The 23474-nt window shown below is 65.3% G+C and carries 19 protein-coding genes and 1 tRNA gene; 11 read left to right on the top strand and 9 right to left on the bottom strand.

Features of this window, described 5'->3' with window-relative positions:
* The first annotated feature begins 76 nt into the window (after positions 1 to 76).
* The 3 genes from DPM33_RS03545 to DPM33_RS03535 all read left to right on the top strand — a co-directional run bounded on the left by DPM33_RS03545 (position 77) and on the right by DPM33_RS03535 (position 3942).
* Positions 77 to 1519 carry a methylmalonyl-CoA mutase family protein gene (locus tag DPM33_RS03545; protein WP_112095562.1) on the top strand — a complete coding sequence of 481 codons (1443 nt, stop codon included), beginning with the start codon at positions 77 to 79 and terminating at the stop codon, positions 1517 to 1519.
* Positions 1516 to 3639 (top strand): methylmalonyl-CoA mutase, encoded by a 2124-nt coding sequence (scpA, locus tag DPM33_RS03540; RefSeq protein WP_112095560.1) that lies wholly within the window; start codon positions 1516 to 1518, stop codon positions 3637 to 3639. The genes DPM33_RS03545 and scpA overlap by 4 nt, the downstream gene beginning before the upstream one ends.
* A 105-nt stretch (positions 3640 to 3744) precedes the next feature.
* Entirely contained in the window at positions 3745 to 3942 is a 198-nt protein-coding gene (locus DPM33_RS03535) for an AbrB/MazE/SpoVT family DNA-binding domain-containing protein (protein WP_245441979.1), read from the top strand.
* On the opposite strand, the gene greA is transcribed toward DPM33_RS03535, so the two are convergent.
* On the bottom strand, positions 3939 to 4421 hold the full coding sequence (gene greA, locus DPM33_RS03530) for a transcription elongation factor GreA (RefSeq protein ID WP_112095556.1): 483 nt from the start codon (positions 4419 to 4421) through the stop codon (positions 3939 to 3941). The two genes, DPM33_RS03535 and greA, sit on opposite strands and share 4 nt — an antisense overlap.
* A gap of 104 nt (positions 4422 to 4525) precedes the next feature.
* Between greA and DPM33_RS03525 the strand changes: the two genes are divergently transcribed.
* On the top strand, positions 4526 to 5902 hold the full coding sequence (locus DPM33_RS03525) for a TIGR03808 family TAT-translocated repetitive protein (protein ID WP_112095554.1): 1377 nt from the start codon (positions 4526 to 4528) through the stop codon (positions 5900 to 5902).
* On the opposite strand, the gene DPM33_RS03520 is transcribed toward DPM33_RS03525, so the two are convergent.
* The 3 genes from DPM33_RS03520 to DPM33_RS03510 form a co-directional block, all read right to left on the bottom strand.
* Entirely contained in the window at positions 5899 to 6711 is an 813-nt protein-coding gene (locus DPM33_RS03520) for a class I SAM-dependent methyltransferase (RefSeq protein ID WP_112095970.1), read from the bottom strand. The genes DPM33_RS03525 and DPM33_RS03520 overlap by 4 nt on opposite strands.
* A 95-nt stretch (positions 6712 to 6806) precedes the next feature.
* Entirely contained in the window at positions 6807 to 7811 is a 1005-nt protein-coding gene (locus DPM33_RS03515) for an asparaginase (protein WP_112095552.1), read from the bottom strand.
* Positions 7812 to 7862: 51 nt separating this feature from the next.
* Complete coding sequence (locus tag DPM33_RS03510) at positions 7863 to 9029, bottom strand: acetyl-CoA acetyltransferase (RefSeq protein WP_112095550.1); 1167 nt, start codon at positions 9027 to 9029, stop codon at positions 7863 to 7865.
* Positions 9030 to 9362: 333 nt separating this feature from the next.
* On the opposite strand from DPM33_RS03510, the gene betI reads away from it, so the two are divergent.
* The 5 genes from betI to betB are packed head-to-tail and all read left to right on the top strand — an operon-like array spanning position 9363 to position 15659.
* Positions 9363 to 9953, top strand: a complete 591-nt coding sequence (gene betI / locus DPM33_RS03505) for a choline-binding transcriptional repressor BetI (protein WP_112095548.1) — start codon at positions 9363 to 9365, stop codon at positions 9951 to 9953.
* Positions 9950 to 11479 (top strand): choline-sulfatase, encoded by a 1530-nt coding sequence (gene betC, locus DPM33_RS03500; RefSeq protein ID WP_112095545.1) that lies wholly within the window; start codon positions 9950 to 9952, stop codon positions 11477 to 11479. Before betI ends, betC begins: the two co-directional genes overlap by 4 nt.
* The gene (locus tag DPM33_RS03495; protein WP_167448933.1) at positions 11476 to 12486 is read left to right on the top strand and encodes a threonine/serine dehydratase family protein; all 1011 of its coding nucleotides are present in this window, start codon (positions 11476 to 11478) and stop codon (positions 12484 to 12486) included. Before betC ends, DPM33_RS03495 begins: the two co-directional genes overlap by 4 nt.
* A 3-nt stretch (positions 12487 to 12489) precedes the next feature.
* Positions 12490 to 14142, top strand: a complete 1653-nt coding sequence (gene betA / locus DPM33_RS03490) for a choline dehydrogenase (protein ID WP_112095543.1) — start codon at positions 12490 to 12492, stop codon at positions 14140 to 14142.
* A gap of 53 nt (positions 14143 to 14195) precedes the next feature.
* Positions 14196 to 15659 carry a betaine-aldehyde dehydrogenase gene (gene betB / locus DPM33_RS03485; RefSeq protein WP_112095541.1) on the top strand — a complete coding sequence of 488 codons (1464 nt, stop codon included), beginning with the start codon at positions 14196 to 14198 and terminating at the stop codon, positions 15657 to 15659.
* Here betB and DPM33_RS03480 read toward each other — a convergent pair.
* A complete protein-coding gene (locus DPM33_RS03480) occupies positions 15653 to 17893 on the bottom strand; it encodes an AGE family epimerase/isomerase (protein WP_112095539.1) in 2241 nt (746 codons plus the stop codon). The genes betB and DPM33_RS03480 overlap by 7 nt on opposite strands.
* Before the next feature lie 222 nt (positions 17894 to 18115).
* On the opposite strand from DPM33_RS03480, the gene DPM33_RS03475 reads away from it, so the two are divergent.
* Positions 18116 to 18192, top strand: a tRNA-Pro gene (locus DPM33_RS03475).
* A 113-nt stretch (positions 18193 to 18305) separates the two neighbouring features.
* Positions 18306 to 18614 (top strand): Hpt domain-containing protein, encoded by a 309-nt coding sequence (locus tag DPM33_RS03470; RefSeq protein ID WP_112095537.1) that lies wholly within the window; start codon positions 18306 to 18308, stop codon positions 18612 to 18614.
* 15 nt (positions 18615 to 18629) lie between these two features.
* On the opposite strand, the gene DPM33_RS03465 is transcribed toward DPM33_RS03470, so the two are convergent.
* The 4 genes from DPM33_RS03465 to DPM33_RS03450 are packed head-to-tail and all read right to left on the bottom strand — an operon-like array spanning position 18630 to position 23258.
* Positions 18630 to 20057, bottom strand: coding sequence for a glycosyltransferase family 2 protein (locus DPM33_RS03465; RefSeq protein ID WP_167448932.1), 1428 nt, complete (start codon positions 20055 to 20057; stop codon positions 18630 to 18632).
* Positions 20054 to 21085 (bottom strand): HEAT repeat domain-containing protein, encoded by a 1032-nt coding sequence (locus DPM33_RS03460; protein ID WP_245441978.1) that lies wholly within the window; start codon positions 21083 to 21085, stop codon positions 20054 to 20056. The genes DPM33_RS03465 and DPM33_RS03460 overlap by 4 nt, the downstream gene beginning before the upstream one ends.
* A gap of 8 nt (positions 21086 to 21093) precedes the next feature.
* On the bottom strand, positions 21094 to 22869 hold the full coding sequence (locus DPM33_RS03455) for a YaiO family outer membrane beta-barrel protein (RefSeq protein WP_112095533.1): 1776 nt from the start codon (positions 22867 to 22869) through the stop codon (positions 21094 to 21096).
* The gene (locus DPM33_RS03450; protein ID WP_112095531.1) at positions 22869 to 23258 is read right to left on the bottom strand and encodes a response regulator transcription factor; all 390 of its coding nucleotides are present in this window, start codon (positions 23256 to 23258) and stop codon (positions 22869 to 22871) included. Before DPM33_RS03450 ends, DPM33_RS03455 begins: the two co-directional genes overlap by 1 nt.
* Positions 23259 to 23474: the final 216 nt, after the last annotated feature.

Genomic DNA, 23474 nt, shown 5'->3' with positions numbered 1-23474 from the left:
GGATGCCGCATTGTGATATACGGTGGAGCGCCCTAGATTGGCTGAGCCGCTGATGCGAACGGAGACGAGGAGTGCGATGGCCGCCGGCGCCTTGACCAGGGATGTCGACCTTCCGAACCCGGACGCCAAGCGTTGGCAGGCGCTGGCTGAGAAGGCGCTTGCCGGCGGTTCCTTCGAGGAAAAGCTCGTCTCCCGCACCGATGACGGGATCCGCATCGAGCCGCTCAGCCAGCGCTCGACGACCGCCGAGCCGCTGACGCGCACCAATCCGACAGCGTCCTGGATCGTCAGCCAGCGCGTCGACGACCCGGACATCGCCCGGGCCAAAGCGCAAGCCCTTGAAGACATCGCCCAAGGGGCGACCGGCCTGTCGCTGGTGTTCGAGGGCGCACCGAACGCGTTCGGCTACGGCCTGCCGCGCACGGCGGAAGCGCTGGAGGCGGTGCTCGACGGCGTGCCGCTCAATCACGTGCAGGTGCGTATCGACGCGCATCCGTGGAGCCGCGCCGTGGCCGACTGGCTGCTCGCCTTCCTGAGCCGCCGCCGCTCCGATCCGACCAAGCTCAACCTCTCCTTCGGCATCGACCCGGCGGCGATCTTCGCCGGAACCGGGCGGCTGCGCACCTCGATCGAGGCGCTGCAGGAATCGATGCCGCAGTCGCTGGCGCATTTCTTTTCGATGGGCGTGCCGGGCGTGCTGCTCGAGGCCGATGGCCGCGTCTTCCACAATGCCGGCGCCACCGAGGCGCAGGAACTCGGCACGATGATGGCCTCGGTCGTGTCCTATCTCAGGATGTTCGAGAAGGCGCGCCAGCCGCTGGTTTACGCAGCCCCCCATATCGGTTTCGCGCTCAGCGTCGACCAGGACCAGTTCGTCTCGATCGCCAAGGTGCGGGCATTGCGCAAGCTGTGGGCTCGCGTCCAGGAGGCCTGCTCGATCCCGGCCGCGATCGCCAGCATCCATGCCGAGACTTCCTATCGCATGATGACGACGGCCGATCCGGAGACCAATATCTTGCGCACCGCGATCGCGGCCTTCGCCGCGGCGACCGGCGGCGCCGATTCGATCTCGGTGCTGCCGCACACGATCGCGCATGGGCTGCCGGCCGGCTTTGCCCGCCGCGTCGCCCGCAACGCCCAGCTGATCATGACCGAGGAGAGCCATGTCGACCATGTCGCCGACCCGGCCAGCGGCTCGGGCGCCGTCGAGGCGCTGACCAACGATCTCTGCGCCTCGGCCTGGGAGGAATTCCAGCGCATCGAGACAGAGGGCGGCGTGCTCGCCAGCCTGCAGCAGGGCTATATCCAGAACCGCGTGCAGACGGCCGCCGCCAGGCGCAACGCCGCTTATCGGTCGGGTGAGCGCGGCATTGTCGGCACGACACTGTACCGCGTCGGCAGGGAGCGCCCGGTCGAGACGCTGCCGCAGCAGCGGCGGCCGGCGCTGACGGAAGGCGTGGCGATCTGCGAGCCGCTGTTTCCGGTGCGCATCGATCAGTCGATCGGAGCCGGATCATGATCCCGGATTTCAGCAAGGTCGGCTGGTCGGAGCCGCGTCGCGCGCCGGTCGAGCTCAAGGGCCAGCGGATGACGCCGGAAGGCATCGCCGTCAAACACCTCTACACGCAGGGCGATCTCAAGGGGCTTGCCAATCTCGAGACCTATCCGGGCCTGCCGCCCTTCGTGCGCGGCCCCTACCCCACCATGTATGTCCAGCAGCCCTGGACGATCCGGCAATATGCCGGTTTCTCGACGGCGGAAGAATCCAACGCCTTCTACCGGCGCAATCTCGCCGCCGGCCAGAAAGGCTTGTCAGTCGCCTTCGACCTCGCCACGCATCGCGGTTATGACAGCGACCATCCGCGTGTCGCCGGCGATGTCGGCATGGCCGGCGTGGCGATCGATTCCATCCTCGACATGCGGCAGCTGTTCGACGGTATCCCGCTGAACGAGATGACGGTGTCGATGACGATGAACGGCGCGGTGCTGCCGATCATGGCTCTCTTCATCGTCGCGGCCGAGGAACAAGGCGTCGCGCAAAAGGATCTGGCAGGAACCATTCAGAACGACATCCTGAAGGAGTTCATGGTCCGCAACACCTACATCTATCCGCCGAAACCATCGATGCGGATCGTGTCGGACATCTTCGCCTACACCTCGAAGCATATGCCGAAATTCAACTCGATTTCTATCTCCGGCTACCACATGCAGGAAGCCGGCGCCACGGCCGACCTCGAGCTTGCCTACACCATTGCCGACGGCATCGAATATGCCCGCGCCGGCGTTGCGGGAGGCCTCGACATCGACCGCTTCGCGCCGCGGCTCTCCTTCTTCTGGGCGATCGGCATGAACTTCTTCATGGAGGTCGCCAAGCTCAGGGCGGCGCGGCTGCTCTGGTCGAGCCTGATGCAGAAGAATTTCGCGCCGAAGGACGAGCGTTCGCTGTCTCTGCGCACGCATTGCCAGACATCGGGCTGGTCGCTGACGGCGCAGGACCCCTACAACAACATCACCCGCACGATGATCGAGGCGATGGCAGCGACGCAGGGTCATACCCAGTCGCTGCACACCAATTCCTTCGACGAGGCGATGGCGCTGCCGACCGACCATTCGGCACGTATCGCGCGCAACACACAGCTCATCCTGCAGAAGGAATCCGGCACAACGCGCATGATCGATCCATGGGGCGGTTCGGCCTATGTCGAGCGGCTGACGCATGATCTGGCGGCGCGCGCGCTCGGCCATATCGAGGAGGTCGAGAGCCTCGGCGGCATGGCGGCGGCGATCGAGAAGGGCATTCCGAAGCTGCGCATCGAGGAAGCGGCGGCGCGCACCCAGGCGCGCATCGATTCCGGCGAGCAAATTCTGGTCGGAGTCAACGCGCATCGGCCCGAGACCGACATCGAGGTCGACGTGCTGAAGATCGACAATGCCGAGGTGAAAGCCCGGCAGTTGGCAAAGCTGCAGCGGCTCAAGGGCACGCGAGACGTCGCGGCGCTGGAGGATGCGCTGGCGGCGCTGACCCGTGCCGCCGAAAGCGGCGAGAACCTGCTCGAATTCGCGATCCGCGCGGCGCGCGCCAACGCGACGGTCGGCGAGATTTCGCTGGCGCTCGAAAAAGTGTTCGGCCGCCACACGGCGGCGGTGCAGACGATCTCCGGCGTCTACCGTGACGCGCTTGGCGACAACCCCGCGCTCGACCGGCTGCAGGAGAAGATCGAGGCGTTCGAGAAGAGGTCCGGCGACAAACCGCGCATCCTGGTCGCCAAGATGGGCCAGGACGGCCACGACCGCGGCCAGAAGGTGATCGCCAGCGCCTTTGCCGATCTCGGCTTCGACGTCACCGTCGGGCCGATGTTCCAGACGCCGGACGAGATCGCCAGGCTGGCGGTGCAGCACGACGTCGACATCATCGGCGCGTCTTCGCTGGCGGCCGGCCATCTGACGCTAATCCCCGAGCTCAAGGAAGCGCTGAAGAAGCTCGGCCATGCCAACATGCTGATCGTCGCCGGCGGCGTCATCCCGCCGCAGGATTATGATGCGGTGCTGGCGGCGGGCGCGGCCGAGATCTTCCCGCCTGGGACCGTCATCCCGGAGGCGGCGAACCGGTTGATGGATCGGCTGCTGGCTGATCGCTGAAGCCTTGCTGATTTGGTCGAAAGGTTGTTCTATGGAAATAGACACAACCAGGGCGCGATCAAGTTCAAGACGATCATCCATGGGCTTGAGGACGGATGAGGGGCCGTGCTGCTGCCACGCGAAATGCTTGACAGCTTGAACCTTCAAGTTGGCGATGAACTCCAGATCATCGATACCGACGACGGCGTCATTCTAAGGCCAGTCCGCCACGACAACTACAAACGGCAAATCAACGCCGCTCGCGTTGTCATGGACAAGTACGAAGCTGCACTACAGAAGCTTGCAAAGGAGGCTGGCTATTAATTCTCGGCCTTGTCCGAGAGCTTGACGATTTCCCATTCCTTGCCGTTCACGGCGGCCACATCGCCGACCTTCTTGCCGAACAGCGCGACGGCCATCGGCGAGACGTGGGAAATGCTGCCCTTTGACGGGTCGGCCTCGTCCTCGCCGACGATGCGCCAATGCACCTTCTTGCCGTCATCGCCTTCCAGCGTGACGCCCATGCCGAAGCGCACCACGTCGCTGCCGGGCTCCGGCACCGAAAGCTCGGCGTTCTCGCGCCGCGCGGTCCAGTAGCGCAGGTCGCGGGAGACCACCGCGATGCGCTCGCGGTCGCCCTTCCTTTCGGCCTTGGCCAGGATGTCGCGCAGGTCGGCGAGATTGTCCTCGATCATCGCCAGGCCGCGCTCCGTCACCAGATTGCGATGCGTACTGACGGGGCGTTCGCCGACGCCGGCAATGGCGTTTTCGCTGTCTTCTTCGCGAGTAAAAGCTCTGCTCATGCGATGAACTTAGGCTTGGCGAGGCGACTGCACAAGTCACAGTCAAACGACGAGCTTGGCACGATTCCTGCCACAGGTCAGGCGAGACGCCAGGACCTGTGCCGATGTTGAACAGACGAACGCTGCTTGCCCAGACGGCCGGCTTTGCCGTGGCCGGCCTTTGCCTCGGCAAGGCAGCGGCGAAATCGCTGCCGGGTATCGAGATGGCCGCGATGCGCGGCTCGATCAACGCCACCGAGATCGGCGTGCAGCCGGGCGCGCTGGACGACCAGAGCAAGGCTTTCGCCAAGATGCTTGCCGAGGCCAGCGACCGCGACCAACCGGTCTTTTTGCCGCCCGGCACCTATCTTGTCTCGAACCTCAAATTGCCCGCACGCGTGCGCCTGTCGGGCGTGCCCGGCGCGACGCGCATCGTCTATGGCGGCAACGGCCATCTGATGATGGCCGAGCAGGCCGAGCATATCGAGCTCACGGGCCTCGTCTTCGACGGCAGCAATCAATGGCTGGCCGACTACACGCAGGGGCTGCTCGACCTGCGTCGCGTCGCCCATCTGGTCATCGACAATTGCCAGGTGACCGGCAGCGGCAAGAACGGCTTGGCGCTCGAGCATGCGGTCGGCCGCGTCGGCCGCTCCGATATTTCCGGCGCGGCCGATGCCGGCATCTATTCGGTCGAGGCGGGCGGGCTGGAGATTTCCGGCAACACGGTTTCGGACTGCGCCAATGGCGGCATTCTCGTGCATCGCTGGCAGGCGGCGGAGGACGGCACCATCGTCAGCGGCAACCGCGTCCAGAGGATCGGCGCAAGAAGCGGCGGCACCGGCCAGAACGGCAACGGCATCAACGCCTTCCGCGCCGGCAATGTGATCATCTCGGGCAACGTCGTCTCCGACTGCGCCTTCACCGCGATCCGTGCCAACAGCGCCAGCAATCTGCAGATCACCGGCAACACCTGCTCGCGCTCGGGCGAGACCGGGATCTATTCGGAATTCTCCTTCGAGGGCGCGATCCTCAGCAACAATCTGGTCGACGGCGCCGCCAACGGCATCTCGATCGTCAACTTCAACGAAGGCGGCCGCATGGCGGTCTGCTCGAACAACATCGTGCGCAATCTTACGACGGTTGGTCCCTACACGGCCGACCCGCCCGGCTTAGGTGTCGGCATCAGCGCCGAAGCCGACACCACGGTTTCAGGCAATGTGGTCGAGAACGCCCCGCTCTACGGCATGCAACTCGGCTGGGGTCCGTATCTGCGCAATGTCGTGGCAACGGGGAACATCATCCGCAAGGCCGGTACCGGTATCGTCGTTTCGGTCGTCGAAGGGTCCGGCACCGCCGTAATCTGCGACAACGTCATCGACGGCGCTCGGAACGGCGCCATCGTCGGCCAGCGCTGGGCCGATACGGCGACCGGGGACCTGTCCCAGTCAACGGATACCGGCTACGCGCATCTCACCGTCGAGCGCAACAAGGTAAGCTAGGCCACGGCCACGATAATGTGCGCCTGGATCTTGGCGGCAACCGCGCCCCGGCCATGTCTGTCGGCGATCACGGATTCGGCGTAGTCGGTTGCGGATGCCAACCGTCCGGCCTCCCTGGCCTCGATCTCGTTGCGAAGCAGGGTCCCCTGACAATAGGCGACGGCCGGAACGCGCGGCGAGGATGCGCGGCTCTGCTCGGCCCTGGTGTCGATGGCCAGATCGGAGAAACCGGCGGCTGACAGATCGGCGCGGATCAGGTCCTTGTCGTGGTAACCATGCGGCGTGCGCGCCAGGAAGCGCGGCGGATCGTTCGGAAAGATCCTGGCGAGGGCATTCGTCACGTCGTCGGCGAAAATGTTCTCCTCGATGCGATCCCAGACGCTGAACAGGAAATGTCCGCCAGGTTTCAGGACCCGCTTTGCCTCGCGATAGGCGGCGGAGCGGTCGGGAAAGAACATCGCGCCGAACTGACAGCAGACGAGGTCGAAGGCCGCATCGTCGAAGGGCAGCTTCAGCGCATCCGCCTGGCGCCAGGAGATGCGACTGTCGGAACCCTGGCGCGAAGCCGCATAATCGAGCATCGGCTGGTTGAGGTCGGTTACGGTGTAGCTGGCATCGCGCGAGAGTTTCGGTGCCAGGTCGCGGGTGACAGCCCCGGTGCCGGCGGCGGTTTCCAACACGGCGAGGGGTGAGAAGGACGCCGCCCGCCGCGCGGTCTCCGCGGCATAGGCCTCGAAAATCAACGGCACCATATGGCGATCGTAATTTTCCGGGATCGACCCGGCAAACACCTTGTCCGTTTCCAACATGGTCAGCACCTGCCGTCCGTTGATGGTGGAGGCTAGCACATAATTTCTGTCTTGGGCTTACCCGCCCGGCAGATGCTCGTGAGTGGGCGAACGCGCTAGTTCAGCGCCGCAGTCGGCCGCAGCAAGCCGACCTTGGCGCCGATGCGGCTTTCAACTGCGGGATGGGCGAGTTCACTGAGCTTTGCCGCAACCGCTTCATCCGAGCTCAGCAGCTTTGCCAGCACGGCGGCGATCATCACCTCGGACCCTCTGGCGGCACCGTCATCGCATTTCAAAGCGATGCCGAGGCCGAGCTCGGGCAGTGCCGCGCAATAGACGCCTTCGGCGCCGGTCTTGACGAAGATGCGGCCGGGCGCGGCCTGCATCAGCGCGACATCGGCCTTGCCGGTGCCCGCGACCAGGAACGGCTCGGCCATGCAGGCCGAAAGCAACCGCTTTGCCGCCTTGGCGCGTTCGGGCGCAAAGCCCCTGCCCGTCGCCATGCGGGCAAAGCCCAGCGCAAAGCTTTTTAACGGCACGGCATAGGTCGGGATCGAGCAGCCGTCGATGCCGCTATTGTCGACGCCGTGCGCCGCGCCCGTCACGGCTTGCATGGCGTCGCGCACCATCTCCTGCTGCGCATGACCTGACTTGACATAGCCGGCGTGCGCGATGCCGGCATGCACGCAGGTGCAAACGAAGCCGGAATGCTTGCCGGAGCAGTTGTTGTGAAGCGCGTTCGGTGCGCCGCCTGCGCGGGCAAGCGCGATCTCGGCGGCATGGTTCGATGGCCAATGCGCGCCGCATTCCAGCGCGGTTTTGTCGAGGCCGGCCTTGGCGAGCATCGCCGAGGCCAATTCGACATGCGCCGGCTCTCCGGAATGCGAGGCGCAGGCCAGCGCCAATTCGCGGTTGCCAAAGCCGTAGGCGTCGGCAGCACCACTTTCGACCAGCGGCAATGCCTGGATCGCTTTCACGGCCGAGCGCGGGAACACCGGGCGCTCCGTATCGCCGATCTCCCAGACCGGCTTGCCGTCGGCGTCGAACACGCTGACGGCGCCGCGATGAACGCTTTCGATCACCGCACCGCGTGTGACTTCGACCAGAACCGGATTTGTCATGTTGCCTCCCGCACGCGCGCCCCAGAGGGCGCGGCTTTACGCGGGCCGCTTCTACCTGATGCGGTCGAGAATGGAAACGTAGTTGGCGACGGCAGCACCGCCCATGTTGAAGATGCCGCCGAGTTTCGCGCCCGGCACCTGGATGCCGCCCGCCTCGCCGGTCAGCTGCATGGCGGTCAGCACATGCATCGAAACGCCGGTGGCGCCGATCGGGTGGCCCTTGGCCTTCAGGCCGCCGGATGGATTGACCGGCAGGCGGCCATCCCTGGCCGTGGTGCCGTCCAGCGCCAGCTTGGCGCCCTCGCCGGGCTTGGCCAGCCCCATCGCCTCGTATTCGATCAATTCGGCAATGGTGAAGCAGTCATGCGTCTCGACGAAGGAAAGGTCGTCGAGCGTCACGCCGGCCTTCTTCAGCGCCTGCTCCCAGGCACGCTCGCAGCCCTCGAAGGAGAGGATGTCGCGCTTCGACATCGGCAGAAAATCCTGGACATGCTCGTTGGCGCGGAAGGTCACGGCGCGGCGCATCCTCAGCGCCGTCGCGGTGTCGGTGAGCACAAGGGCCGCCGCGCCATCCGACACAAGCGAGCAATCGGTGCGCTTCAGGGGACCGGCGACGAACGGGTTCTTCTCGCTTTCCTGGCGGCAGAATTCGTAGCCGAAATCCTTGCGCATCTGCGCATAGGGATTGTCGACGCCGTTTTTATGGTTCTTGGCGGCGATCATGGCGAGCGCGTCCGACTGGTCGCCATAACGCTGGAAATAGGCTTGTGCGATCTTGCCGAAGACGCCGGCGAAGCCGGCCGGCGTCTCGCCGTCCTCCGGCAGATAGGAAGCCTTGAGCAGGTTCTTGCCGATCTCGGGCCCGGGCGTGGTCGTCATCTGCTCGGCGCCGACCACCAGCACGACGCGGGCGGCGTTGGCGTCGATGGCGCGGATGCCTTGGCGGACGGCGGCCGAGCCGGTGGCGCAGGCATTCTCGACGCGCGTCGCCGGCTTGAAGCGGAGCCGGTCGTCGGCCTGCAGCACAAGGCTCGCGGTGAAATCCTGCGGCGAGAAGCCGGCGTTGAAATGGCCGAGCACGATCTCGTCGACATCGTCCGGGCCGATGCCGGCATGATCGAGCGCCTCGACGGCGACCTTGGTGATCAGCCCCTCCAGCGTCTCGCCTTCGAGTTTGCCGAAGCGCGAATGCGCCCAGCCGACGATGCATGCAGTCATAACAGCCTCCATTTGCCGCCGAGCCCAGCGTATGTTGATCTTCAGGTGATGCCGGCCTGCGAATGACGATTTCCTGCGCTTCCGGTGCTCACGTACTTAAGTACGCTCCGCTCCGGTACTCGAAAAATCGCCACTCTCGGCGCGGGCTGACCTGAACCTCAACACACGCTACCATGATCGCGCGCGGCACGTGATTCAATATTGTTCAATAGTGAACCGTTTTCCAGATGTCCGCGATGGGCCAGAACGACACGATCGGTTGATCCGAGGTCGGATTTTTTATTGATTGATCCGTCAATAAAAAATAATCTAGCTGCCAAACCGGATCCCCAAATGCCGAAAATCGGAATGGAGCCAGTGCGCCGCAAGGCGCTGATTAGCGCGACGATCTCTGCGATCGGCGAGCGCGGATCGCTGGACGTGACGATGTCGGAGATCGCGGGGCGCGCGGGCGTGTCGTCGGCGCTGGCGCACCACTATTTCGGCGCCAAGGACGAGCTGCTGTTCGCGACGATGCGGCATATCCTGGCCGAGCTCAACATCGACACGCGACGCGCGGTGGGCCACACCGTCACGCCGCGCCAGCGCGTCTCGGCCGTCGTTGCGGTCAGCTTCTCCGAAGATCAGTTCCAGCCTCAAATCATCGCCGCCTGGCTCGCCTTCTATGTCGAGGCGCAGAAATCGACTGAGCTGCGGCGGCTGCTGCGCATCTATGCGCGGCGTTTGCATTCGAACCTGATGAGCGGGCTGACCGGCATACTGCCAAGGGCCGAGGCGGATCGAGTGGCGGAAGCGACCGCGGCGCTGATCGACGGGCTCTACATCAGGCGTGCGCTGAAGGATGGCGTACCCGACGCACAGACCGCGATCGCGCTCGTCGAGGACTATCTCGAAACCAAGCTCAATGGACGGAGCCTGCCTTGATCACCCGGCGACCCAATTTCCTGATCGTCATGGTCGATCAGCTCAACGGCACCCTGTTCCCCGATGGACCGGCCGACTTCCTGCATGTGCCGCATCTGAAGGCGCTGGCCGCCCGCTCGGCGCGCTTTGCCAACAACTATACCGCCTCGCCGCTTTGCGCGCCCGGCCGGGCCTCCTTCATGAGCGGCCAGTTGCCGTCTCGAACCGGCGTCTACGACAACGCAGCCGAGTTCACCTCCTCGATCCCGACCTTCGCGCATCATCTGCGCGCCGCCGGCTACTACACCTGCCTGTCCGGCAAGATGCATTTCGTCGGGCCAGACCAGTTGCACGGCTTCGAGGAGCGGCTCACCACGGACATCTACCCGGCTGATTTCGGCTGGACGCCGGACTACCGCAAGCCTGGCGAACGCATCGACTGGTGGTATCACAATATGGGCTCGGTGACCGGAGCCGGCATCGCTGAAACCACCAACCAGATGGAATATGACGACGAGGTCGTGTTCCTCGCCTCGCAGAAACTCTACCAGCTGTCGCGCGAACAGGACGATGCTGGCCGCCGGCCGTGGTGCCTGACCGTTTCGCTGTCGCATCCACATGATCCCTATGTCGCGCGCAAGCAGTACTGGGATCTGTACGAGAACTGCCAGGCGCTCGATCCTGAAACACCGTTCATTCCGCATGACCGGCAGGACACGCATTCGCAGCGGCTCTACCGCGCCAGCGACTATCAATCCTTCGAGATTACGCCTGAGCAGGTGCGCCGTTCGCGGCGCGGCTATTTCGCCAACATTTCGTATGTCGACGACAAGCTCGGCGAGCTCCTGGACGTTCTCAAGCGCGCCCGCATGCTCGACGACACCACCATCCTGTTCTGCTCGGATCACGGCGACATGCTGGGCGAGCGCGGCCTGTGGTTCAAGATGAGCTTCTTCGAGGGCTCGGCGCGCGTGCCGCTGATGATCGCCGGCAAGGGCGTGCCGGCAGGGCTGATCAAGGCGCCGGTTTCCAATCTCGACGTGACGCCGACGCTCTGCGACCTCGCCGGCATCGACATCGCTGAAATCGCGCCTTGGACCGATGGCCAGTCGCTGCTGCCGCTGCTCGACGGCAAGGCGCGCACGGCGCCGGTGTTGATCGAGTATGCCGCCGAAGGGTCATACGCACCGCTGGTCGCCGTCCGCGACGGCAAATACAAGTTCGTCCATTGCGAGCTCGACCCGCCGCAGCTCTTCGATTGCGAAGCCGATCCGCTCGAGCGCGACAATCTGGCTGAATATCCGGCGAATGCGGCCCTGGTGGCGGCGTTCATGGAAAAGGTCCGCGCCCGCTGGGATATGGCCGGTTTCGACGCCGCCGTGCGCGAAAGCCAGGCGCGCCGCTGGGTCGTCTATCCGGCACTGCGCAACGGCGCCTACTATCCCTGGGATTTCCAGCCGCTGCAGAAGGCGTCGGAGCGCTACATGCGCAATCACATGAACCTCGACAATCTCGAAGAGAGCAAACGGTATCCGAGAGGCGAATGATGGCAGACGTTCTCGTCCCAACCCTCGATCATCTGAAGCACGCCTATGCCGTCACCTCGGCGGCCACGCAGGAGACGCCGCTGCTGGAGTCGGCAGCGCTTGCCAGGGAGATGGGCGCGGCGCGCGTCTTCGTCAAACCGGAGTCGTTGCAATGGGCGGGCTCCTTCAAGGTGCGCGGCGCCTATTGGCGGCTGAAGCAGTTGTCGGCGGATGCTGCGAAGAAGGGCGTCGTCGCCTATTCCTCCGGCAATTTCGCGCAAGGGCTGGCGGCGGCGGGCCAGGCGCTCGGCATTCCCGTCACCATCGTCATGCCGATCGATGCGCCCGCCGCCAAGCGGGATGCCACCGCCGGCTACGGCGCGCGCGTCGTGCTGACCGATCATGGCGACCGCGCCCGCGAGGAAGTCGCGGCCGCCAAGGCGCGCGAGATCGCCGAGACCGAGCATCTCACGCTTCTCCATCCTTTTGACGATCCCGAGATCGTCGCCGGCCAGGCCGGCGCCGGGCTGGAAGCGCTCGATCAATTGGCGGCGAAGAAGGTTCACGCCGATCTCGTCTTCTGTTCGGTCGGTGGCGGCGGGCTGATCGGCGGCGTCTCGCTCGCCTTCCACTATCTGTCGCCGAAGACCGAGATCATCGCCGTCGAACCCGAGGGTTTCAACGGCATGGGCTCGTCATTGGCGCATGGCGCGATCGAAACGATGCCGATCGGCCCGAAATCGATCTGCGACGGGCTGATGGCGCGCAAACCCGGCGAGGCGCCGTTCGCGGCGGTGAGTGCCGCCGGCGTGCGCGGCGTCACCGTCGACGATCAATCGGTGCGGCGTGCGATGAAGATCGCCTTCGAGCGGATGAAACTGGTGCTGGAGCCCTCGGGCGCAGCGTCGCTGGCGGCGCTGCTCGGCGGCAAGGTGGATGTGGCGGGCAAGACCGTCCTGGTTGTGGCTACCGGCGGCAATGTCTCGCTCGCCGATTTCATCTCGCATATGAACGATGGGCGCATATGAACGATGCTTGAAGCGGATTTCGTCATCATCGGTTCCGGCTCCGCCGGTTCGGCCATGGCCTACAGGCTGTCAGAGGACGGCAAGCATTCGGTGATCGTCATCGAGTTCGGCGGCACCGACATCGGGCCGCTGATCCAGATGCCGTCGGCGCTGTCGATCCCGCTCAACATGAGCCTTTACGACTGGGGCTTTGCCAGCGAGCCGGAGCCGCATCTCGGCGGCCGCGTGCTGGCGACGCCGCGCGGCAAGGTGATCGGCGGCTCGTCCTCGATCAACGGCATGGTCTATGTGCGCGGTCATGCGCATGACTTCGACCACTGGGCCGAACAGGGCGCGACCGGATGGGCTTTCGCCGACGTGCTGCCCTACTTCAAGCGCATGGAGGATTCCGACGGCGGCGAAGACGGCTGGCGGGGCAAAAGCGGCCCGCTGCACGTGCAGCGCGGTCCACGCAAAAACCCGCTCTACGGCGCCTTCGTCGAGGCCGGCCGTCAGGCCGGGTTCGAGCTCACCGACGACTATAACGGCTCGAAGCAGGAGGGTTTCGGGCCGATGGAGCAGACCATTCTGGGCGGCCGCCGCTGGTCGGCGGCGAATGCCTATCTTAAGCCGGCTCTGAAGCGCGGAAATGTTAGCCTGGTCAAGGGTTTCGCCCGCCGCGTGGTCATCGAGAATCAACGCGCCATCGGCGTCGAGATCGAAGCTAACAAAAAGATTCAGGTCGTTAAGGCGCGGCGCGAGGTGATCGTCGCGGCATCCTCGATCAATTCGCCCAAGATCCTCATGCTGTCCGGCATCGGCCCAGGCGCGCATCTTCAGGAAAACGGTATTCAGGTGGTCGCCGACCGCCCGGGCGTCGGCGCCAATCTGCAGGACCATCTGGAGCTCTACATCCAGCAGGAAGCGACCAAGCCGATCACGTTGAATTCCGTGCTCAACCCTTTCTCCAAGGCAATGATCGGCGCGCAGTGGTTGTTCTTCAAGACCGGGCTGGGCGCCACCAACCATTTCGAGGCGGCGGCCTTCGTGCGCTCTGCTGCCGGCGTCGACTATCCCGATATCCAATACCACTTCATCCCGGCGGCGGTGCGCTATGACGGCAAGGCGGCGGCGAAGTCGCATGGTTTCCAGGCGCATGTCGGGCCGATGCGCTCGAAGTCGAGGGGCTCGGTGACGCTGCGCTCGCCCGACGCCCGCGCCAAGCCGGTGATCCGCTTCAACTACATGTCGCATCCGGACGACTGGAGCGAGTTTCGCCATTGCATCCGGCTGACGCGCGAGATCTTTGGCCAGAAGGCCTTCGATGGTTTTCGAGGCAAGGAGATTTCGCCGGGCAGTCACGTGCGGTCGGACGACGAGCTCGACGCCTTCATCCGCGACCATGCCGAGAGCGCCTACCATCCCTGCGGCACCTGCAGGATGGGACGCGCCGACGATTTGACCGCCGTCGTCGATCCGGAGTGCCGGGTGATCGGCGTCGAGGGGCTACGCGTCGCCGATTCCTCGATCTTCCCGCGGGTGACCAACGGCAATCTCAACGCGCCCTCGATCATGACCGGCGAGAAGGCGTCCGACCACATTCTCGGCCGCACGCCGCTGGCGCCGTCCAACCAGGAACCCTGGATCAATCCGCGCTGGCAGGTGGCGGACCGATAGGGCATTGTCGCGCGGGCGCCCTCCCCGCCCAGCGACCATCAATGGAGAACAGCATGCGCGCCCAGCCAACGGCCTCGCACTATGTCAACGGCCGCTATATCGAGGATGAGGGCGGCGCACCACTGCCGGTGATCTATCCGGCAACGGGAGAGACAATCGCCACGCTGCATTCGGCGACGCCGAATGTGCTGGAGTTGGCGATCGAGGCGGCACGCGCGGCGCAGCCGGCCTGGGCGTGCATAAAGCCCGTCGAGCGCGGCCGCATCCTGCGCCGCGCCGCCGACATTCTGCGTGCGCGCAATGCCGATCTGGCGCGGATCGAGACGCTGGACACCGGCAAGGCCATCCAGGAGACGCTGGTGGCGGATGCGCCTTCGGCCGCTGATTGCCTCGAATATTTCGCCGGCGCAGTGGCCACCTTCAACGGCGAGATGATCGATCTCGGCGGACCGTTCGCCTACACAAGGCGCGAGCCGCTTGGCGTCTGCGTCGGCATCGGTGCCTGGAACTATCCGATCCAGATCGCCGGCTGGAAATCGGCTCCGGCTTTGGCCATGGGCAACGCCATGGTGTTCAAGCCTTCGGAGAACACGCCGCTGTCGGCGCTGGCGCTGGCCGAGATCTACTCGGAAGCCGGCCTGCCCGACGGGCTGTTCAACGTCGTGCAGGGTTATGGCGATGTCGGCGCCGGTCTCGTCGGCCATGATGTCGTGGCCAAGGTTTCGGTGACCGGCTCGGTGCCGACCGGCCGCAAGGTCCTGTCGCTTGCCGGCTCGAAGATGAAGCACGCGACGATGGAGCTCGGCGGCAAGTCGCCGCTGATCGTCTTCGACGACGCCGATCTCGAGAACGCCATCGGCGGCGCCATGCTCGGCAATTTTTACTCCTCCGGCCAGATCTGCTCCAACGGCACGCGCGTCTTCGTGCAGGCAGGCCTGCATGACCGCTTCGTCGAGCGGCTGGTCGAGCGCACCAAGAAGATCCGCATCGGCGACCCGCTCGATCCTGAGACGCAGATGGGGCCGCTGGTCAACAAGGCGCAGCAGGACAAGGTCGTCTCCTACATCGAAGCCGGCAAGCAGGATGGCGCTCAGCTCGCCTGCGGCGGCCACGTGCCGTCATTGCAGGGCTTCGATGGGGGCTGCTTCATAGAGCCGACCGTCTTCACCGGCGTGACCGACAACATGCGGATCGCACGCGAAGAGATTTTCGGCCCGGTGATGAGCGTCTTGAAATTCGACGGCGAGGACGAGGTGATCGAGCGCGCCAATGACACCGAGTTCGGCCTTGCCGCCGGCGTGTTCACGCGCGACCTGCCGCGCGCGCACCGCGTCATCGCCGAGTTGCAGGCCGGCACCTGCTGGATCAACGCCTATAATCTCACGCCGGTGGAAATGCCCTTCGGCGGCGTCAAGCAATCCGGCATCGGCCGCGAGAATTCACTTGCCGCGCTGGCGCTCTATTCGCAGCTGAAGGCGGTCTATGTCGAGACGGGGGACGTGGCGGCGCCTTACTGAGGCTTCTCCGCCGTCCCGTCCAGATACTGCGTCAGCGCACAGACCAGATGGTAGAAGATACTGGCGGGCACGTCGGTCGCCAGCGAGCGGCCGCGCTCGTCGATGCGGTCGATCCAAAGGCCGAGCGGCGCCGGATCGATGTGCCAGCGGAACAGCCGGCCGACTCGCGCCTCGATCTCCGGCTTGAGGTCGGGCCCGCCGGAGCCGTCGAGCGCTATCGCGGCCTTCACCGCCTCCGCCTGCGGCCAGCTGCGCGACACCAGGTCGAGCGGCAGGCCCTGGCGCGAGACGGCGCCATAAGCGAGCCCGGTGGCGCGGTTGAGGCCGTTGGCGATGGCCGAGGCGTAGAGCTTGCGGGCGAAACCGCTGAGCTCGCTCTGGCCGCTGCGGGCGGCGAAATCGACCAACAGCGCTGCCCATTCGAAATGATGGCCGGGCTCGGTCCAGCTGCCCTTCCCGTTAGCCGCCGGCCTCCAGCCCTCGTCGAAATATTCGCCAAGCGTCCAGCTCTCGGCATCGAAGAAATGACTGCGGAAGAGGTCGATGATGCGCGCGGCGCGGCGCAGATAGGCGCGATCTCCGGTTGCCTGATGCCAGGCTAGGAAGGCCTCCAGAAAATGCATATGCGGGTTGGAGCGCCGCTCGTCCGCGCCGTCGGAGGTTTCCAGAAAGCCGGTCATGCGGCTGTCTTCGAGGTGCGCGTCGAGGAAGGCGAAGGTCTCCTCACCGAGCCGCAAGGCATCGGGATGGCCTGAGATATGAGCATGCGCCAGCGCCAGAAGCACGCAGGAATGATCGTAGGCGTCTTCGACCGGATCGGCGACCGAGCCGTCGATGTTGAGCGTGCGCACCCAGCCGCCGCGCTTCGTGCGGCCCTGACCGGCCATGAAGTCGATGCCGTGCGCGATCAGCCGATCGGCCGGGCCGTCCCAGCCGCGCTCCTTGGCGACCGCGAAAGCATAGACCTGGCGCGCCTGCGTGCGCATGCGCTTGGGTTTCATCAGCGGCGCGGCGTCGAGGCCGAGCGCCTCGTGAAAGCCGCCATAATGCTCGTCGACACCCGATGTCGACCATAACGGCAGCGTCTCGTCGAACAGCCAGTGATGCACGCGCCGCTGCCAGGCGCCGGTCTCGATGACGCGGTCGGGCGCGGGCGTGAACCTGGTCTCCAGCCGGCCCGACTTTTCCAGTTGCTCGACGATCTTCTTGACGTGCTGGCTGTGGCTGACAGGGGCGACGAAAGTCGCGTCTGCGGTGGAGACGATGGCCACGTCCTTCATGCCGATCGCCGACAGCAGGCGACCCTCGCTGCGGATATAGGAGTTCTCGCAATCGATGGCGACGACGTCGCCGACGATGACATTGCCCTGTCCGTCGGAAGGGCCGACGTCGAGCAGCGACTGCCAGGAGCCGAGATCGTTCCAGCGGAAGCCGGCCGGCACCATGGCGATGTCTTTCGCACGTTCCATGATGGCGTAATCGATCGAGGTCGACGGGATCGCGGAATAGAGATCCAGCGGCATGTAGAGACCGGACAGATCGCTCGTCGCGGCCCGATAGGCCGCTTCGGACGCCTGCCAGATATCAGGCGCAAGCGCGGCGAAGGCATCGCGCATGGCGCCGGCGCGGAACAGGAAGATGCCGGTGTTCCAGTAGAAACTGCCGGCCTCGAGATAGGCCTGCGCGGTGGCGAGATCGGGTTTCTCGACGAAGCGCGAGACATCGAACACGCCGTCCTTGTCGGCTCCGACCTCGATATAGCCATAGCCGGTCTCGGGCTGCGTCGGCTTGAGGCCGAACACCACGAGCCGGCCGACGTTGGCAGCGGCTGCGCCCGCCTCGATGCTTTGCCAGAACTGGTTCGACGTCGAGATCTCGTGATCGGAAGGGACAGCCAGCACCAGCTCGTCGCCATATTCGGAGAGCGTCCGCAGGCTGGCCAGCGCCACGGCGGCCGCCGTGTTGCGGCCCGTCGGCTCGAACAGCGGTCCGCCGCCGCCGAGATCGAGACCGGCAAGGTCGGCATGGACGCGCTCGGCGTGGCGTTCCGAGGCGATCAGGAAGATCGGTGTGGCGCCTTCAGGCCGTGCCGCTAGCCGGCGCAAGGTCCTGGCCAGCATCGAACCGTCGCCGGAGAAGTCGTGGAACTGCTTGGGATTGTCCTCGCGCGACAATGGCCACAGCCGGGAGCCGACGCCGCCGCTCATGACGAAACTGACGATGCGCTGGCTCATTCAGGTCTCGCTCTGGAGTTGGTCGATCGATAGCACACCCGCCTCCACGTCGTATTTACCCGATTCGGAAGCCGATCCGGAGCGAAGCCATTGGACCAAAGGCCGGGCATTTTCGCGGCGGACCCGACCGGCTTCTCGCGAAAGCGAACAAATGCGACAGAAGTGCAACCATTGCCGCTTGCAGTATCGGAAAGTGGCGGCTATAAGCCCGCGGTCTGGTCGCGGAGTGTAGCGCAGTCTGGTAGCGCACCTCGTTCGGGACGAGGGGGTCGCAGGTTCAAATCCTGCCACTCCGACCAGAAAAAACAAAGGGTTAGCGATTTGGCGTTTCCGCTGCCCTGAAGACGCCCCCACAGAAAAAACAAGTGAGCATCTGGACCGTTCGGCGCGGCTGGCGCACACATGTCTCTGAATGGAGCGCAGCCTCATCTCGAACGATCCTTTCGCCCCGTTGCGTCAACGTTTCCTCACCCGGTGCGCCGATCAGCTTGCCGAGCTGAAGGCCATCGCCGATGGGCAGGGTTCCTCACCTATCCGTTCCAACGACCCGCTGATCCGGATCGCCCACTCGCTCGCCGGCGCTGCGGGAACGTTCGGATACGCCGAGATCAGCGCACGAGCATCGGCGTTGGAGACGCTGCTGGTCGAACAGGCGGATGGGGGGACGGTCCGCACCGCGCTCGACGCGCTCATCGCGGAGATCGAGCGCACGCTGAAATAGGACGGCCGGTCATGCCTATTTCTTGGCGCCGCCGAGGCCGGTCCTGGTCATCTCGCCCCAGCCCTGATTGCCGCGCAGATATTGCCACCAGCCCTTCACGCGCCAGAAATTGTTGAGCTGACGGTAGCCGAAATTCTCGATCACGGCCGCCGCCGTCAGCACGGCCAGATCCCTGGCGCGCGGAAAGCGCTGCAGTTCGGCCTCCTCCAGAATCAGCGAGCAGACGCTGACGGTGACGCCATAGGTGAAGATCAGCGCGGTGAAGGCCAGGAGATATTCGGCCGACAGGATGCCGAGCAGCCAGAAGGCCGGGATCAGGATGTAGCCCAGCACCTCCGCCACCGGCCCCAGCACGTCGACGATCAGGATGTGGCCGAAGCCGAGGAAGCCGACGCGGCCATAGCGCGGGTTGAACAGCATGGAGCGGTAGCGGAAGAAGCATTCGAGCGCGCCGCGCTGCCAGCGCGAGCGCTGTCTTGCAAGCACGCTCAGCGTTTCCGGCGCCTCGGTCCAGCACACCGGCTCCGGAATGAACTGGATGCGGTATTTTCGCCCGATATCGCGCATGTGGCGGTGCAGCTTGATGACGAGGTCGAGGTCCTCGCCCATCGAACCCTTGGTGAACCCGCCGACCGCCACCACTTCCGCGCGGCGGAACATGCCGAAGGCGCCGGACACCAGCATCAGCGTGTTGATGCTGCTCCAGGCAAGCCTCGCCATGAGGAAGGCCCTGAGATATTCGACCACCTGGAACAGCGGCAGCAGCCGGCGCGGCAGGTGGATCTCGCGCACCCTGCCCGCTTCGATCTTCGAGCCGTTGGCGATGCGGATCGTGCCGCCGACGGCGATGGTGCGCTCGGGGTCGTCGATGAAAGGCTGGGCGGCGCGCATCAGCGCATCGGGCTCGAGGATGGAGTCGCCGTCGATCACGCAGAAGAGCGGCGCGCGGCAGACATTGATGCCGGCATTCTGGGCGTCGGCCTTGCCGCCATTCTCCTTGTCGACCACGAACAGCCGCTCGGTCATCGGCGAGGAATAGAGGCCGCGGATCGGCTTATGCGCCAGCGCCTCCTCATAGGGCCGGTGGAACTTCGTCAGCTTGAAGGCCTCGATGAGCCGTTGCAGCGTATCGTCCTTCGAGCCGTCATTGATGACGACCACCTCGAAGTTCGGATATTCGAGCGCCAGCATCGAATGGACGCTCTCGACCACATTCAACGCCTCGTTATAGGCGGGCACCAGGAGCGCGATCGGCGGCGCAACGTCGCCATAGCGGTGCCACAGCAGCGCCGAGCGCGCCACCGGCGGGCGCTTGGAGAGCGCGTAGCCGGCGAAGATCAGCTGCAGCAGATAGATCGTCGTCTGCGCCAGTCCCGCCCCGATGATGAACCAGGACAGGATGGTGGCGGCAAGAACGATCTGGTGGCTCCAATCAGCGATCATGCGGCCGGCCCCTCGGCAAGAACAAGCGAAGCGGTGCGCTGGCTGCGCGAGACCTCGCTGCCGGCCATCTCGCGCAGCAGCCGCTCGCCCGGATTGCCCAGCGAACGCAGCGCGTTGGCCGCGGCATAGCGCACGGTCCAGAACTCATCGTCCATCAGCATGGACAGCGGCGCGGCGAGCTCGGAAAGGCCGAGGCGGCCCGCGGCATCGGCGGCAGCGGTGCGCACATCCCAGTCGGCGTTCGTCATTGCGACAGCGAGGATGGCCGGTGCCGCGCCGTGCCCCGTGAGGCCCAGCGCGCGCAGCGCCGCGGCGGCAACCTCCGGCGAGTCACTGCGAGCCAGGCCGGCGAAGAAATCGGCAAAGCCAAAGCCGCCGGTGCGCGCCAGCGCGTCGATCGCGGCTGCCCTGACGAAGGGCACGGCGTCCGCACGCGATGCATGAACCGCCAGCTCGTTGAAGCGCGAGCGCGGAAAGCGCCTGAACAGATCGATCAGGCGCCGTGAGCGCTGCCCCGCCACACCGATCTTGTCCAGCGCGATGCCGAGCAACGGCAGGCTGCCGAGATCGCAAAGCGCGATTGCCGCCGCGATCCTGACATCGCGCGAGCGGTCATGGTCGAGCGCCGAAAGCAGGCTTGCCGTCGCATCCTCCGAACCCAACGCCGCCAGCATTTCGGCGGCGTGGATGCGTTCGGCCACATTGCCCCGTTCCAGCAGCCTGCCGACGAGGGCTGGCAGACCGCATTCGTGGAAGGCGACAAGCACTCCGTTACGCTCCTCGCCGCGCAGCAGCGAAATGAACTCGAAGCCGGCGTTGATCGCAACGCTCGCCGGCACGCCGAGCACCACCGCCTTCAGGGCCTCGCTATCGCGGTTTTCCGTGAAGGCGATCAACGCGGTCAGAAGCTGGCGCCGCTGGTCGGCCGCCGCCTTGTCTCGGTGCTCCTGCAGCACCCGCCGGACTATCAGGAACAACATGATCAGCAGGGAAAGAGCACTGAGCAGAATGGAGAGCTCCCAGATCATCCACATGATCAGAACCGCGCTGTCAGACCGAGCCCGAATATGCTTCGGTCGAATGTAGGTCGTTGTTCATGCGCGAAGCTGGCGCGCAGAGTCAGCGGATCGCTGACATCCCAGGAAATGCCGCCAAAGACCGTGCGGGTCGGCACCAGCGCGCCGTCGTCGATCTCGGGCGCGTCGGCATAGCCGCCAAAGATGTCGACATGCGGCGTCACAGCGAGATCGGTGCGCAGCACATAGCCGTCCGCGCGTGTGCCGATATTGTCCTGGGCGTGCACCCAGCGGGCGGAAAGCCCCAGGTGTCCATCGAACAAATAACCCTGCACCCAGGGCGAGATGCTGGTGATGTTCGCATCGGCGAAATTGTCGTAGCGGGCATCGATGTTGAGCGAAAGCGGGCCGAACGCCTTTGCCGGCGCCACGATCTGCCACGACGCGCCGGCGCCGACCGAATAGCGCGCCAGGAAGTCGGCATCAGGCGTCGCCGCGGCGAGCGCATAAGCCGAGAAGGCCGGAGTCAAGGCCTGGTCGATGCGGCCTTCGATCTGAACGTCGGTGTGGCCGAAGCGGGTCGCCAGCCGCGTGCGACCCGAAATGGTCGTGCGCGGCGACAGCCGATAGGCAAGGCCGGCCGAACTGTCGGTCCAGTCGCCGAGCCCATCGGTGAGATCGCTCACCTCTGTGCCGATATCGAGCCGCCATTTGCGCGGTGGCGGCACGGCCAGCCTCTGCTCGATCTCGGAAGAGCCGGGCTCGATGGCTAAAGCCTGGTTGTAAGCCTGCCGCGCGGCCTCGTCATCGCCCTGGGCGCGGCGCACATCGCCGATCCCTACCAGCGCCTCGGTGTTGCGCGGATCGGACGCCAGCACGCGCTGGAACGATTGCCCGGCCCGCTCGTCGTCGCCGTCGAGGAGAGCGATCCGTCCGTCGAGGTCGAGCGCCTCGGCATTGTTCGGCGCCGTCGCCAGCACGTCGTCGACCTGCGCCCGGGCGCGCGGCGTGTCGCCCTGCCAGATCACCAGGCGGACCTTGCCCAGCCGCGCATCGAGCAGACCGGGCCTGATGGCCAGCGCGCGGTCGAAGAAGCGCCCGGCCTCGTCGAAGCGCTGGCTGGAGCCCACGACAAGACCGAGCGCGACCAGAAGGTCGGTGTTTCTTGGCGAAAGCTTGAGGGCGCGACGATAGACGGTTTCGGCCTCAGACAGCTTCCCTGCCGTGCGCAGGTGCCTGCCCTGCTCCAGCAGGCCAGCGACCGGATCGGGCCCGCGTTGCTGCTTCTTCGCCGGCGCATCTGCCGCTGCAGTCGGCTTCGCCTTGCTGCCGGCGGCCTGTTTGGCTTTGGCGCCAGCGGCCTGCTTGGCCTTGCGGATGTTCTCGACAAGTGCGGCGGCGTCGGTATTGGCGGGGTCGGCCTGAGCGACCTTCTCGGCGAGCGGGAGTGCCACGTCCAGATTGCCGGCGCGGAACTCCACCTCGGCCATGCCGAAACTGGCATCGCGATAGGTGGGGGCAATTGCGAGCGCCCTGGAAAAGGCATCGCGCGCCGCCGTCAGATCGTTGCGGCCCAGCTGGGCGAAGCCGAGCTGAACCAGGGCATCGGCATTGTCGGGCTCGAGCGCCAGCGCACGTTTGAGCAGGTCGGCGGCCTCGTCGAAATGCTCAGCCTGCCTTGCCTTGACGGCGGATGCGTAAAGCTCGTCAACGGTCTGCGCCAACGCGGCACCGGAAGGCGCGACGATCGCCAGGAACATGCATGCGGCAAAGGTTGCGCGCCGGCCGCGCCGCATCAGCGCTTCCCACTCTTGCGGGCTATGAGACGCGCAAGGCGGGCCAAAAGCTCCTCGGGAATGAATGGCTTGACCAGATAGTCGTCGGCTCCCTTTTCCAGGGCCGCGACGATGTCCTTCTCCGCCTTGCGCGCGGTCAGCATGACGACGGGGGTTTCCGACAGAGCCGGGTCGCCCTTGATGCGGGCCAGCACCTCGATGCCGTCCGCCTTGGGCATCATCGCGTCGAGCACGATGATGTCGGGCCGATCACGCGCCTTCGAGAGCGCCTCGGCCCCGTCCATGGCCTTGTCGACCTCGTACCCTTTCGCCCTCAGCCTGAATTCCATCAGCTCGAGCAACAGGGGATCGTCGTCGCAGATCAGAACTCTTGCCTTCGCTCCGTCCACCAGTCCTGCTCCGGTTTATGCCTCGTCGCCCCCCGGAGTAATCCAAATATGAACCGACATCCGCCAAAGCGGTTCAACAACAGAAAGCCGCGCGGGACCCACCTCGCGCCGGCCAAGGCCGCGCAATCATAAATACAAAGCGATTCGCGCCGGCCGCATTTCGATACAATCAGTAGATGAATATCGGGGCATGGTATAGGAGGCGTAAACGCCATA

It is taken from the genome of Mesorhizobium hawassense (assembly GCF_003289945.1).
Taxonomy (GTDB): Bacteria; Pseudomonadota; Alphaproteobacteria; order Rhizobiales; family Rhizobiaceae; genus Mesorhizobium; species Mesorhizobium hawassense.
Note: the sequence above shows the minus strand (reverse complement) of the source record. Positions and strands in the feature narration are given on the sequence as shown.

Excerpts from the sequence above, each read along its gene's own strand:
- greA (WP_112095556.1), bottom strand. The coding sequence starts at position 4,421 with ATGAGCAGAGCTTTTACTCGCGAAGAAGACAGCGAAAACGCCATTGCC.
- betA (WP_112095543.1), top strand. The coding sequence starts at position 12,490 with ATGCTTGAAGCGGATTTCGTCATCATCGGTTCCGGCTCCGCCGGTTCG.
- DPM33_RS03510 (WP_112095550.1), bottom strand. The coding sequence starts at position 9,029 with ATGACTGCATGCATCGTCGGCTGGGCGCATTCGCGCTTCGGCAAACTC.
- DPM33_RS03495 (WP_167448933.1), top strand. The coding sequence starts at position 11,476 with ATGATGGCAGACGTTCTCGTCCCAACCCTCGATCATCTGAAGCACGCC.
- DPM33_RS03470 (WP_112095537.1), top strand. The coding sequence starts at position 18,306 with ATGGAGCGCAGCCTCATCTCGAACGATCCTTTCGCCCCGTTGCGTCAA.
- DPM33_RS03455 (WP_112095533.1), bottom strand. The coding sequence starts at position 22,869 with ATGCGGCGCGGCCGGCGCGCAACCTTTGCCGCATGCATGTTCCTGGCG.
- DPM33_RS03525 (WP_112095554.1), top strand. The coding sequence starts at position 4,526 with ATGTTGAACAGACGAACGCTGCTTGCCCAGACGGCCGGCTTTGCCGTG.
- DPM33_RS03545 (WP_112095562.1), top strand. The coding sequence starts at position 77 with ATGGCCGCCGGCGCCTTGACCAGGGATGTCGACCTTCCGAACCCGGAC.
- DPM33_RS03460 (WP_245441978.1), bottom strand. The coding sequence starts at position 21,085 with ATGATCTGGGAGCTCTCCATTCTGCTCAGTGCTCTTTCCCTGCTGATC.
- betI (WP_112095548.1), top strand. The coding sequence starts at position 9,363 with ATGCCGAAAATCGGAATGGAGCCAGTGCGCCGCAAGGCGCTGATTAGC.
- scpA (WP_112095560.1), top strand. The coding sequence starts at position 1,516 with ATGATCCCGGATTTCAGCAAGGTCGGCTGGTCGGAGCCGCGTCGCGCG.
- DPM33_RS03465 (WP_167448932.1), bottom strand. The coding sequence starts at position 20,057 with ATGATCGCTGATTGGAGCCACCAGATCGTTCTTGCCGCCACCATCCTG.
- DPM33_RS03520 (WP_112095970.1), bottom strand. The coding sequence starts at position 6,711 with ATGTTGGAAACGGACAAGGTGTTTGCCGGGTCGATCCCGGAAAATTAC.
- DPM33_RS03515 (WP_112095552.1), bottom strand. The coding sequence starts at position 7,811 with ATGACAAATCCGGTTCTGGTCGAAGTCACACGCGGTGCGGTGATCGAA.
- betB (WP_112095541.1), top strand. The coding sequence starts at position 14,196 with ATGCGCGCCCAGCCAACGGCCTCGCACTATGTCAACGGCCGCTATATC.
- DPM33_RS03480 (WP_112095539.1), bottom strand. The coding sequence starts at position 17,893 with ATGAGCCAGCGCATCGTCAGTTTCGTCATGAGCGGCGGCGTCGGCTCC.